The organism is Ruegeria sp. BHSA163 (assembly GCF_059613365.1).
The window spans coordinates 1-13,500 of the sequence record NZ_JBXWSJ010000083.1 but is presented as its reverse complement, the minus strand read 5'-3'; the positions used below and the strand labels follow the sequence as shown (position 1 = coordinate 13,500).

The 13,500-nt window shown below is 52.3% G+C and carries 7 protein-coding genes and 2 pseudogenes; 6 read left to right on the top strand and 3 right to left on the bottom strand.

The genetic code is table 11. The features are described 5' to 3' along the window. Window positions 1-1,228, top strand: a 1,228-nt coding sequence (locus AC2FNV_RS22070; protein ID WP_496774518.1) for a tetratricopeptide repeat protein, incomplete at its 5' end; no start/stop codon positions are given. A 204-nt stretch (window positions 1,229-1,432) separates the two neighbouring features. Continuing rightward, window positions 1,433-1,516: pseudogene (locus tag AC2FNV_RS22065) on the top strand (IS6 family transposase); the annotation flags it as partial. A 162-nt stretch (window positions 1,517-1,678) separates the two neighbouring features. Here AC2FNV_RS22065 and AC2FNV_RS22060 read toward each other — a convergent pair. After that, window positions 1,679-1,819: pseudogene (locus AC2FNV_RS22060) on the bottom strand (dioxygenase); the annotation flags it as partial. Between the two features lie 133 nt (window positions 1,820-1,952). Here AC2FNV_RS22060 and AC2FNV_RS22055 point away from each other — a divergent pair. Further along, on the top strand, window positions 1,953-3,749 hold the full coding sequence (locus AC2FNV_RS22055; RefSeq protein ID WP_170608520.1) for an MBL fold metallo-hydrolase: 1,797 nt from the start codon (window positions 1,953-1,955) through the stop codon (window positions 3,747-3,749). A gap of 409 nt (window positions 3,750-4,158) precedes the next feature. Continuing rightward, window positions 4,159-4,464: an antibiotic biosynthesis monooxygenase family protein gene (locus AC2FNV_RS22050; protein ID WP_170611039.1), complete on the top strand. Its 306-nt coding sequence runs from the start codon at window positions 4,159-4,161 to the stop codon at window positions 4,462-4,464. A 206-nt stretch (window positions 4,465-4,670) separates the two neighbouring features. On the opposite strand, the gene AC2FNV_RS22045 is transcribed toward AC2FNV_RS22050, so the two are convergent. Further along, window positions 4,671-6,557 (bottom strand): adenylate/guanylate cyclase domain-containing protein, encoded by a 1,887-nt coding sequence (locus tag AC2FNV_RS22045; protein WP_170608524.1) that lies wholly within the window; start codon window positions 6,555-6,557, stop codon window positions 4,671-4,673. A gap of 280 nt (window positions 6,558-6,837) precedes the next feature. Between AC2FNV_RS22045 and AC2FNV_RS22040 the strand changes: the two genes are divergently transcribed. Further along, entirely contained in the window at window positions 6,838-7,545 is a 708-nt protein-coding gene (locus AC2FNV_RS22040) for an IS6 family transposase (protein WP_170611036.1), read from the top strand. A 162-nt stretch (window positions 7,546-7,707) separates the two neighbouring features. Here the strand turns inward: AC2FNV_RS22040 and AC2FNV_RS22035 are convergent, their stop codons facing one another. Further along, window positions 7,708-10,026, bottom strand: coding sequence for an Ig-like domain-containing protein (locus AC2FNV_RS22035; protein WP_170608528.1), 2,319 nt, complete (start codon window positions 10,024-10,026; stop codon window positions 7,708-7,710). Window positions 10,027-10,914: 888 nt separating this feature from the next. Here AC2FNV_RS22035 and AC2FNV_RS22030 point away from each other — a divergent pair. Continuing rightward, window positions 10,915-13,500 (top strand): beta strand repeat-containing protein (locus tag AC2FNV_RS22030; protein WP_496774516.1); only part of this gene is annotated, 2,586 nt, incomplete at its 3' end.

Genomic DNA, 13,500 nt, shown 5'->3' with positions numbered 1-13,500 from the left:
AGGTGACGATGGGGAAAGAACAAAAGAAGGATACTCGAAACCTTGCATTGCCGTGCTGCCTTTCGACAACATGTCCGTTGATCCGGAGCAAGAATACTTTTCCGACGGCCTAACGGAAGACATTATAACTGCACTCTCCAAACACCGCTGGCTGGACGTAATCGCCCGCAACACGACATTCGCTTACAAGGGACAATCCCCCAATGTAACCTCACTAGCTGCAGAATTTGGTGTGACCTATGTTCTGGAGGGCTCTGTACGTAAGGCGGGGAAGCGCATCCGGGTGACCGGCCAATTGATAGACACCAGCACTGGCGCGCACATCTGGGCGGAGCGCTACGATCGAAACTTAGAGGATATTTTTGAACTTCAGGACGAGATCACCCAGACCATTGTTGGTCGAATTGAGCCAGAGATCGGCCTAGCCATCCGGCAGAAGATCGAAAAGGCACCGCGCCCGGATATTAATGCTTGGGACGCTTTTCACTTGGGTGTCGCTAACTTCTACAAGTTTACGAGTGAAGGAAACAATGAGGCACAACGCCTGTTGCTGCGCGCCCGGGAGCTTGACCCAAACTATGCCGAAGCCCACGGCATGTGGGCCTACGCGACCATCCTCGGAATGGTCTATTGGGATACAGAGCCTGATCCCGCGTTGATGGATGAGGCGCTGGTCGCGGCTCGGCAGGCCGTGTCGCTCGATAGTCAGAACGCCTTGCTCTACATGTTGATGGGGCGAGTGCAATTGGCTCGTAAGGAGTATCGCGCTGCACTCGCGGAGAACGAAAAAGCCATTCAGTTGAACCCGACCTTGGCCCCTGCATTCTGCGCGCTCGGGGATTCCCTTGCATATGAAGGACGCTACGAGGAAGCCGAACTGCAGTTCGAAAAAGCGGTAGATATGAGCCCGAACCACCCACAGCTTTGGGCATTTTTGAGCTACGGCTCGCTTAACTTTCTGTTCGACCGTCAATTTGAGAAAGCGCTGGACTGGGCAGAGCGGGCCGCGGACATTCCGAACTGCCAATATTGGGCATTGGCTCACGCAACGGTAGCGCTAGCCTATCTTGATCGGATTGACGAGGCGCGGCAAATGAAAAATCGTCTGCTGAGGGAACGGCCGGACTTCAGTCAAAAATTCGCTGAAAAAAAGCTTTTTTTCTTGAAGCGGGAAGAGCAAATGGCTCTCTACTTGGAAGGGTTAGAGAAGGCCGGCATATCGGATTAGGGTGCTAAAACTTCACTGTGTGTTTGCGCAGGGAGCCGTCAATCAATGGCACTTTCGAGAAGTCGCGCCTAACGCAGATGTCGGGTTCGAGCTGGACTTTTAACTTAAAGCCAAAGTCAGTTTGGTCAGCGCAGCAGACGTTCAGACGGTCATGTCAGAAGAACTTGTCTTGAGGCGGGCAGGGTGGTTGCGTAGCGTTTGGGAATGACCAAACCTGCCTCCTTCAAGTACTTCAAAACCAGTCCCGAGATTATCCGCTTGGCCGTGATGCTTTATATCCGGTTTCCCGAACACCAAGGTCTTCGCCTTTACCATCGAGGCAATTGTTAGTTCCCATTTCGTATTCAGGGTTCCGCCAATATGAAATGGTCCGAGTGCCGTGTTTTCTGACGCTCCAACGGGCCGTCTTGAGTTGATTGCATCAACCAACATTGAAACGCCGAGAATGTCTGACAAAAGCATGTACTCCTGCCGCCAGTCATCGCACATCTGACCAGTCTTTGTCGGAAATTCAATGGCTTGCATCCACTCTTCCTGGGTCGGCTCAATTTCTTTTACAGCTGCATGCAGATGTCGTGTTATTGACCCCATAAACCTTCATGGCTGCGCCTATGGCCTGGGCTTCTAATTTGGCTGGACCAATGGCCTCTCGCGTTGGAACGTTACTCGGTGCTCCCGGCATGCTACTATGCAATTCATCTTCCAGCATAGGAGGAGTTCGCGCATGCAAGTAAGATTCTGGGGCACTCGTGGCTCAATCGCTAAACCCGGTTCAGGAACAGTGCGCTATGGTGGCAACACGTCTTGCGTAGAAGTTCGCTCGGCTTCAGGAACTCTAGTTATCTTGGATTGTGGAACCGGTCTGCAGAATCTGGGCGAGGCTTTGATGAAGGATAGCGCTGGTCCCATTATTGGTCATATCCTAATCACCCATACTCACTGGGATCACATCCAAGGCATTCCGTTTTTTGGACCATTCTTCAAGCCCGGAAATGAATGGGACATTTATGCTCCACGTGGACTGAACCAAAGTTTAAAAAACGTCCTCGCTGGCCAAATGGAGTATACATACTTTCCCATCACGCTTGAATCCTTCTTATCTACCATTCGGTATCATGACATCTTGGAAGGTGTGTTTGAAGTCAGCGATATTAAGATCCGAAGTCAATATCTGAACCATCCCGCTTTGACGTTGGGGTACAGGCTTGAGGTCGATGGTGCAGCAGTCGTCTATGCCTGTGATCATGAGCCTTACTCCCGTCAATTCGGGGCTGGCGTGGCAGGTATAAGCGAACAAGATCGCCATCACATAGATTTCTTAGGAAATGCCGATCTTGTAATCCATGACGCACAGTACACCGCAGCAGAATATCCATCGAAGGTTGGATGGGGGCACAGTTCGATTGAACGGGTTGTGGACATGTGTCGATTGGCCAATGCAAAGAGGCTTGCCTTTACTCATCACGATCCGCTCAGACATGATGACAGCATTACCGAAATCGAACGAGCGGCAAGCGGCTACGCTGCGGCATCCAATGCGTCACTTGACGTTTTCGCAGCACAAGAAGGCATGTCAATCGAGATTGCTTACAGTGACAGGGTTTCCTCATCTACAGACAACAGTGCATTTTCGGCGGTCACTCCAATTATTCCGGCGCTGTTGGACCACGATGTCTTGTTGGGAAGTGTCGATCCGCTCCTAGTGAATTTGATATCGGAAATTTGCGAAACTGAGGACGCACGGATTGTTGTAGCGGAGAACGCAAAAGAAGTTCTGCAGGTGGCGGCGGCCAAGCAACCATCTCTCATTATCCTTGATGAACAACTGGAGAAAGGCTTCTGCCTCGATGTAGCGCAGAAGATTCGAACCATTGGAAGCGCGCACTCTGCTGAGGCAACGATTGTCGCCGTCACAGATGACGAAAATGAACTGACTAGCGCTGCTGAATTCGTCGATGACATTCTGCTTAAGCCGTTCTCGACAGAATACGCCCGCACACGTGTTCGGGCATGGTTACTGCGCAACACTTGCCGTTGGATCCGCTCACCCCTTCCGCACGATGAGGACAGCCGCCTTGAGTCTCTTCATCGCTTAAATATTCTGGATACGGAGCCTGAGGATCGGTTTGACAGATACACGCGGCTCGCGGCCACTTTGTTTAATGTCCCGATCGCGCTGGTCAGTCTAGTAGACCGCGACCGTCAATGGTTTAAGTCCAGGCACGGATTAGCCGTGGATGAAACTACACGGGAAGTGTCATTTTGCGCGCATGCGCTGCACGAAGAAAACATGCTGGTGGTAAACGACGCACTAGCCGATCCCCGGTTTGCAGACAATCCACTGGTGACGAATGATCCTAGAGTACGGTTTTACGCTGGCTACCCTCTCGCACTTCCGAACAACAGTCGCGTGGGCACCTTCTGCGTAATCGATGTGCGGCCACGCGAACTGAACGAGCAACAAATCGGTATGTTGCGCGACCTCGGGCAGATGGTCGAACTGGAATTATCTACGCTGTAAGAAAACTTGATCCGTTCAGTGATATCTTTCTGGCCATTCCCCAATAGGAACCGAGAGCCCCAGTCAATGGTTAGTCCAGCCGCAAATCAAGCGTTCACGCTATCCGGGCTGGTCAGAGCCCCGCAGAAACTTTAAGATTTCCGCTAAGTGCCCGAAACGTAGTCCCGATTTCTTCCACAGAGCAGAACTCGCTGAACGGTCTTGTCAGAAGAACTTGGCTTGAGCAGGGCAGGGCGGTTATGGGTACGTATTGCGGATCTTGATACAAGCGTGGCTTCAGAACCCCTTGTGTCTGCTTTGGCAGCGAAAGCCGTCATCCGACGGTTTTTGTCAGATGACCGCGTTGAGCCCAAGACGGTCGTCTCTATATGTTATTATTGTTGAGGCCAAAGAATCCGGAGGAACCGAAATGCTGCTCCGCCAGTTCCGATTAACCGTACACGAAAGCAAGGCCGAAGAATTTGAGACGATTTTTCGCGATCAGATACTGCCTCTTGTGAAAAGTCAGGACGGCTTGATCTGGGTGGCGGCCGGAAAACCTTGGAGAGACGACCCGAATGCGTTCTGCATGACCATGCTCTGGCGCGACTTGGCTTCGATAAAAGCTTTCGCGGGCGACAACTGGCTCGAAGCGCGGATCGAGCCCGAGGAGCGAGATTTGATTGCCTCGGCCAGCATCGAGCACTTTGAGTTGCTAGGAGAGGTAGGGCCCTGAAAGGTTTAAGGTGAGCTTTGTCCGCAGAGCAGACATTCGCCGCGATTGAGTCAATGACTGCTTCGAGCCCGAAGCAGCCACAGAAATTTCGCCGTTAGAATTGAAGGAAGCTTTGGTCCGATGACTTTTTTCTGGACGTCCGGTCTACTTTTTAAAGGGTTATCGCTCTACAAACAGATTATTAGAGCTCCGGTCCGAACCGAAGATCACTGCGTGTCGGGCGGCACTTTCATCCCGGCTTTTTCGAGCCCGTCCACATACGATGCGATCAAATCCTCAGGAAGCTTGCGCTGACGCATAGGGAAGCGGGGATCGTTTCCGCAGGGCGGTTCGATAGTAGCGATATGGTCCAAGGTCGCCTTGCCGTTAACGGTATCGCCCACCTTGCCGTAGGCGGCCGCCTTTGACCATTGAATGAAACAGTGGTTGGGTAACGTGATCTTGACCACTTCTGCCAATGCTTCAGGGAACTTTTCGTTCCGGAAATTATCCAGGAAGAACACGAAGTGCGCCCACGACGGATAACGAGGATTGATCTCCATCATCCGCCCGACGAGTTCCTTGCCGCGCTCCAGATCGCCCGAATAGTAGGAAAAGTTGCCAAGATCACCTATCATGTCCGCATCGTTCGGGTTCAGCGCCAGCGCCTTGTCGGCCATTTCCTTAAAGGCCGCATAACCTTCGCCGCGCATTTGACCGATGACGGCGCGCCGGTAGTAGGGGTCTGCATTCGCGTTATCGAGTTCGATTGCGCGTTTTGCTGCTGCGTCCGCGCGGTCGAGCAATGCCTGCGCCTCAGCCTCGGTATGAGACTCGTTCTTGTAGGTCTCTATCAAGATGGCGGAAAGGTAAGACCAAGCTTGCGCATAGTCGGGGTCAAGCTTCACCGCCCTGCCCAAGCATTCGCGCACGCTTGCCCTGTCGGTGCGCGACACGTTGATCCCGTAGTAATCGTAAAGAGCCACACATTCGTAAGCCGTCAAATTGTCGGTGCGCATGGCACGAACGCGACGGGCCTCCTCAAGTTTTAGCACGCCCGATCGTGTGCCGACCGTCGCGACTACGCCTGCGGTAATCTCGTCCAGAACGTCGAAAATGTTTTCGGCACTCAGATCGCCGTCATAGGTCTGCGACCAAAGCATATGCATCTCTCGCGCGTCGGTCAGACGGGCCGTGACCCTGAGTCGGTGGTCGGATCGCCACAGGTTCCCTTCCAGAACATAGTCGGCACCTAGTTCTTTATTAATACGCCGGAGATCACCATTGGCCCCTTGATAGGGGCGGGTCGCGTTCAGCGACAGCACGAACAAGTCAGCGAATTTCGACATTTCCGTCGACACCGCTTCCGTCAAGCCGGTCGCAAGCTGCGCACTTTCGGCATTATTGCTAAGGATATCAAACGGTACGATTGCCAGCCTAGGACCCGCCGGAAGCGGCGGCAGCGGCGCACTGTCTGAAGGCATGAAATGAAGCACCGCCAGAAGCGACACCAGTGCCGCCGTGAGAACCGCACCCCCCGCTACCAATAGGTGGAGCCGCCGTCGCATATTAGGCATTGGCACTAGATTGTCTGTCCAGCCGTAAACCTGGACTTTCAGCAGTATATTCTTCAAACTGCGCTCGCCGCGATCCTCGAACATTGCTTTCTGGTTCGACGCCAATTGAAGATAGGCAGGTTGCGAGATCAGCACCCCGCCCGGATCGGCCTGTTCTTGGAGACGCGAGGCTAGGATCACACCCTCGCCGTGCCGGTCGTCGCCTTCAAGAATCACGTCGCCCACCGTCACGCCGATCCGCAGTGTCAGTTGACGGTCTTCGGCAAATTCGCGGTTGTAGTCGCGCAGCGCCCTCTGAATGGTTACCGCGCAATCCACCGCATCGACGACGCTGTTGAACTCAATCAAAAAACCGTCGCCCATGATTTTGAAGATACGTCCTCGATGCTTCTGCACCGACGGCTCTAGCAACGTCTTGCGCAAATTGCGCAGGCGTTCATAGGTGTCGGCCTCGTTACGCTCCATGTGACGGCCGTAACCAACCACGTCGGCTGCAAGTATGGCTGCAAGTCGGCGCTTCCGGCGTTCGGACGGCATCGCAGGTTCCTCGATAAGGGGCGCATCACGGACACAGCTGATATTAGATTATTAACACGCAAAATGCGAATTGCGTTATGCCAATTGGGTTCTGAAGAACTCGAGCGGCGGGAATCCATTGAGGCCAGCTTGGGCAAAATGAGACAGTGGGCGAGACGCAGCATCGAGCCGAAATGCCGGGCTCGCTAGGTGTCGGCTTAGTCCGTATTGCAAACATTGGGCGGGTCTTGTCAGAAGAACTTTGCTTGAGCGGGGCAGGGTGTTTGCGTAGCGTTTGGGAATGAACAAACCTGCCTCATTCAAATACTTTAAAACCAGCCCTGAGATCATCCGCCTTGCTGTGATGCTGTATATCCGTTTCCCGCTCTCGCTTCGGAATGTCGAAGATCTGCTGCATGAACGCGGGATCGATGTCAGCCATGAAACCGTCCGCTATTGGTGGAACAGGTTTGGCCCGATGTTCGCATCAGAGATCCGAAGAAAGCGTGTTCAGCAACTCCGAGCCTTTTCAAAATGGAAGTGGCACGTAGACGAAGTATTCGTGAAGGTGAACGGCAAACGTCACTATCTCTGGCGTGCCGTCGATCACGAAGGTGAAGCGCTTGAAGCCGTTGTCACCAAACGCCGAAACAAAGCTGCAGCAGTGAGATTCCTCAGGAAATTGATGAAGCGGCACGGCAAAGCTGAAGAGATCGTCACAGATCGGTTCGCTTCCTACAAGGCTGCGCTCAGAGAAATGGGTGCACTGGAAAAACAACAGACGGGCAGGTGGCTCAACAATCGAGTCGAAAATTCGCATCTTCCCTTCCGACGAAGAGAACGCGCCATGCAACGTTTCAGACGTATGCGAAGTATGCAGAAGTTCGCCTCTGTCCATTCCTCAATCTACAACCATTTCAACCAGGAAAGATCGCTCGCTAGCCGAAACACCTTCAAGCTGACACGCAGCGCTGCTCTTGCCGAGTGGCGCGAACTTGGCGCGGGATAAAGGACAGCGTCATTGGCCTATCAGAGACGAGTTCGAATTCGTCTGACAGCACCTCTGTTCAGACTTGGACTTGGGGCGGCTCCAGGGATTGCAAGATTGCCCTTTCTGCTTGTCGCTCTACTTCAGAGGGTGGCCAAAACCGACGGCAACGTCCTTGTTTGATCAAGCAATGTCTGCAAAAATGAAGTCGCTGACAGTCAATTGACTTGAGGCAATTCCGTCCAAGAACAATGTTGTACTTTCAAAACTTAATTCAGTTCCGTCACTTGTATCGCGCAAAGAAAGCTCGGACAAGCTCAGCGCTGTGTCGGACAAGTCGATTAGGTCAAACCCGTCTTCGAAGTCAAGAATGTTATCGCTGCCGTCACGTGTCGAGAATACGAATATGTCATTTCCAAGACCACCTTGCAGTACGTCGTTACCCGCTCCACCAACGAGAACATTGTCTGACTCGTTGCCGATCAAATGATCATCGCCAAATCCGCCTATCGCCTGTTCAATGATTGTTCCGTATGCAATTGAAATATTGTTACTTACCGGATACCATCCGTAAGCGGTGCCTGCAGTACTGAATGACCCAGAATTGAGGTCCAGATATACTGAATTTGACGATGAAGAAGCGTCAAGACTATCCCACCCGCCGGCATCCCAAATGGTCATCAGGGTGTCGTTCAGATTGGATACGTTATAAGTACTATCAGCAACAGCGGTTTCTGAATTGGCTCCGTAAAGATGCTGAAGGGCGACAATATCGTAAAGCATGTAGGTTGACGGTTCGATACCGCCCATTCCAGAATGCTCTGAATAAGACATTACGGAATACTGATGGTTCATTTCTGCCAGAGGCAGCGCCGTGCCTTCATGCGGGTGCTCCAGCCCCAGCGCGTGGCCAATTTCGTGCATTAGTGTCAGGTAGCCATTACTTCCAGGGCTCACAATCTCGTTCGACGAAACGGCATTATTGATCCATACGTCGCCAGCGCGCTCAGTGCCCGTTGGTAGATATGCCCAGGCAGAGCCGTAGGTCAGGCTGGCTGTTCCAAAGGCGAGATCGCCGACGCTTTCTGATTCCTCAACGAAAGTAATGTTCGTGAATTCTTCTATATGGTCTAGAATTTCCAGAACAGCAGCGATTTGCGCGTCCGAAAGGGGAGCAAAACCTTCGCTTTCAGGAGAACCGGATCCGTAATAGTCAGGAAGCAAGCTCAAAAAGCTGTAAGTTATAGTTACCGCGCTACCTATTTCTTGATCGTCGTTCCAGCGTAGATTGGTGTCGCTAGAGCCGTCGGGTAGCAGTGCATCGAGAACATAGCTCGGCGCTTCAGGGCCTTCGATTGGTTGAGAAATGTTGTCGGGGGCCGACGCCGCGATATTGAGGGTAACCGTCGCCGTCGATGTTTCACCGGCAGAGTCAACTACAACATAACTAAAACTGTCGGTTGTTTCGCTGGTTTCATCATAAAAATCTGGTGTAATGTAGGTGAAGTAGCCATTCTCATTAATCGATACCGTCCCGCCATTCGCAGTGACCCCGTCAAAAGATTCGATGTAGAGAATGTCCCCATCCGGATCAAAATCGTTCAGAAGCACACTCAGTGAAGATTCGAAGACCCCGCTTGCCAACACTTCAAAGAAATCTCCGTGGGCTTCCGGCGCATCGTTAACCGCAGTAATATTCACGGTGACGGTGGCAGTGGCAGCACGCCCGTACATGTCCAGTACAGTATAAGTGAACCGATCCTCTCCAAAAACGTTTGCGAACGGCTGGTAGACGATCGAGCCGTCGGCCTGAATATTAACTTCGCCCAGATTACCCTGTGAGAGTGAGGAGATTATTAGCGCGGTGCCGCCGTCATTTTGCAGCACGTCAATTGTGATAGATTGATCTTCTGAAATGGAAATCGTGTCGTCGTTTGCGATCGGATGGGGAAATAGATCTTCATCGTTATTAACGGGGAATAAATCGTCTACAAGAACGTCGCCGTCCTCGAATGATAGGGCCTCAATGCCGATCAGATAATCGCGTTCAATCTCGCCGTCTTGAGTATCACGGTATACCCAAAAACCGTCATCTGCCTGTTCAAACAAATATTCTGCAATCGATCCGCCATAGAGCGCCGTGTCAATCCCATCTCCACCGTCAATGAGATCATTTCCCGCGCCTCCTGACAAAGTGTCGTTTCCGCCAAGGCCAAACAGTTTATTATTTCCGCCATTCCCCGAAATCAGGTTGTCAAGTTCATTGCCCGTTGCTGTCAGATCCTCGGTGCCGACCAGGATGAGATCTTCCACATTGGACGAAAGAGTGAAATTTACACTGGCCTCAACGGTATCATGGCCTCCGTTCCGGCGCTCGGATACAAAAACGCCCTCTAAATCAATGACGTATAAATCGTCACTTTTCCCGCCTGCGAGGATCCCGCTGTCGTTTTGTGATTGCGGCACGTCCTGACCGCTGGAACCCTTTTTCGATCGTCCCATTCACGCCTCTCTTCTTCAGGTTGCATGGACCCGGCCATACTGTTCTTATAGGCAACTCATGACACCCGGGAATATTGGTAGGTGATGCCAAAGAGGTATCTTCGTCATAAAGCGCTTAGGTGGCTTTTTGGGGGCGAAAACCTGGAGCTTCGGCGGTCAAAACGGGGCAAAAATATGGAGATTTGCTCCAACTTTCACCGTTACGAATCGCTACGATATTCTTTTGTTTGTGGTTTTTTGTGATCTGGCGAAAGCGCAGTCAGAATATGAAAATCACCGGGGTCGTTCTGCAATAGGTTGATTTGCGCAATTGCTCGGATTCTCGGTCGGACTTGCGTCGAGGTCGGGGGATATTTCCTGCGATGTCTGTCTAAATACATGTTTTTTTTAATTTTAGTGTATATTGTCAGTGTTTGTAATGGTGATTTCACGCAACGACTTCATACGCGCGAGAGCAGCCCCAAAAGCTGTGGAAAACTGTTGTCCTAAGTGTGCCAGGTTGTTAACGTTCTCCATACAAAAAAATTGTGGGGTAATCGAGCGATGTACTTCCCTGGGGGGTTGGTTGAGTACTTTTGGTTCGAGAATATTGTTAGTTCCCAATTGGGTTGTGTGGGTTGCGTTAAGCGATTGTTGCCGCGTAAGGCAATGGATCGAGATTAGCAGGCGGCAATTGTGCTCAATCCTAAATTGTTGTGCAGGCAATCGCGTGGTTGGCCTTTGCAAGTTGCTATCCGACGGCAGCTTCTTTCCTTCTTTTCTGTCTCCGGTTTTTCAGTATCCGGTTTTTAACCTGCGCTTTAAGTATGTAAGTTGCGCCAAAACTCCTTTTCCCCAAAAAAGTTTGCGCCGCCATTCCGGCAGTGTGATTGACCGAAGGGTGCTTCGATGAGCCTTGATATCACGACGGATGAATATATCGATGACGGAACCTTTGCCGTTACCACTGACCAACTTGATTATCTGCCGGATGATTGGGCTGAAATAACCATCTGGAATACCGAAGTAGGGGGCACTGTGGCGCTTCAGGTGCAGCACCTGGACGCGGGCGCAGATGGCATCTTCAATACCGCTGACGATGTAATCGACGCGGGCCCAACCGATGATCCCGCCGATGATGGCACAGGCCCGCTGGGGAATAGCGCAGACCATGAACTCATTTATGTTACAGACGGCGGCTATGGCGACGCTGATGGAATCGCCAACGGTATTATCGTCTACGACTGGTACGTGAACCCGGACGACTCTATCGAAGAATGGTTCTTGGTTAGCGCACAGGAAGTCGAAGCCGGCGCAGATGGGATCGTTGGCACCGCTGACGACGTGTTCGGCGATACTGATACAGCCAAGTTCAGCGACAACCAGTTGAGCCTTTATTCTTGGCGCAATGAAGTAAACACGCCCAATTGGAATACCAATACGACGATCCAAAGTGCCAACTCTATATATGCCGAGAACGAGGTCATCCCATTCCGCTGGACATCCGTGGACGGTGGCGGAAGCGCGCCGCAGATGATCGAGGGACAGACTTACACCATTGTCATCGACTACGCGTTTCGCGGAACTGGGGATAACACAGACAAGTTCTTTATGGATTATCTTACGTCCTATGACGCTACTGAGGAGGTTGACCCAGCGTTTGGAACAGGCTCAGATCTCGCCGGTTTCCAAGAAGATTATAGAATTTTCACTTGGCAAATCACTCAGGATGGCGAAGCAGATATCCAATATCCAACAGGTTTTTCTGCGGGCTTTATCACTTTCTATAATATCAGCAGCGTCTCCTTCGTTAGCTACAGCTCTGATCTAGCGAACACCAATAGGGAAGATCGTCAGCTAACAATTGAGGTTACCGTTGCCGATGATTTGGACGGAACGGCCAATGAATCGGTGAATGTTGGAATGGCATTCGGGGGTCATTTGGCATCGGAGCTGCAATACGGTCTCGGTAACGGTGCAGGCAACTTCCCCGGCGCTTCGCCTCAGGTAGTCGTTGATTTGGATCCTGCGACCTCTGGAGGGCTTACTGATCTTAATATAAATCCAGACGCAATCGTTCCGTTAGGGGCCATAACAATTGTCAAGGACGCGATACCGGACAGCGCGACGGATTTTGGGTTCACAATGACTGGTCCGGATGGCGCCAATATCCTTCCGACATTCACGCTTGACGACGACGCAGATGCTACACTCGAAAATTCGATTAGTTTCGTCGGCTTGATTGCCGGTGATTATACAATCACGGAAGATGCAACGACAGGTTGGATACTCGACGCTATTGGTGTCACTGAAACTGGCCCTGCCGATACGACGGCCGACGACGTCTACAGCACGGACACCGGATCACGGTCTGCCACAATAACGGTCGCGGATGGCGAAATCTGGACAGTTACCTTCCAGAACATAGAACAGCCTGCTCCCAACTTTTCGCTGGATATCGTCAAGGTAACCTACTCCAACGATGTTGTGCCTGCTCCGACCGACTCCGACGAGCCCGGCGAAAGCGACAACATCCAAGTGCTTGTCCAAAACAACGACGGCGATCAGCCGGGATCTGAAGTAACCTGGCGCTATGGGATCAGCTTGGAAGCGGGTTCCACAGATGGCGTGCCTTTGGCGGATCTGCTGATCACCGATAACGCCGGGACCGGCACTCTGGAAACGATCGGTTCTTCCGGAACCTCAACTGGCGATGATTTCAACCCGACTTTCTTGGAAGTTGGCGGCGTCATCGTCGGCGACGATGGTGACAACATTCTGGAACTGGGCGAAACTTGGATTGCCGAGGCAACTGACACGACGCCGCAAACAGGTCTCTATATCAACGATAGTCGTGTCTACGCCTCTGTCAGTGTGAATGGCGCGACGACGGAAGACGAGGCCTTCGATCCGTCGAGTTATACTGGACTGATTGCAGATATCGGTATCACCAAGTCGATCACGAGCGTGACCGGCACCGACGGCGACAGCTATGCCGACGAGGCGGGCGACGTGATCCACTACCAGATCGTGGTCACCAATGACGGCACAATCGATCTGGATAGTGTTTTACTTAGCGACCCGCTGTTGGGCACGCTGACGCAGACGGTTGGCGATGATTCCGACGGGATCCTCAATGTCGGGGAGAGCTGGACCTACACCGGCACCTACACGCTGCTGCAGTCCGACCTCGACAACAATGGCGGCGGCGATGGCGACATCGACAACACCGCGACGGTGTCAGCTTCTGCAACAGATTCTTTTGGCAATTCGGCATCGCTATCAGCATCTTCCAGCGCCGCGCAGCCCCTGGCGGGCTACTCGATCACCAAGTCGATCACGAGCGTGACCGGCACCGACGGCGACAGCTATGCCGATGAGGCGGGCGACGTGATCCACTACCAGATCGTGGTCACCAACGACAACGGTGTCGACCTGACCGGCGTCTCGGTCTCCGACCCGCTGTTGGGCACGCTGACGCAGACGGTTGGCGAT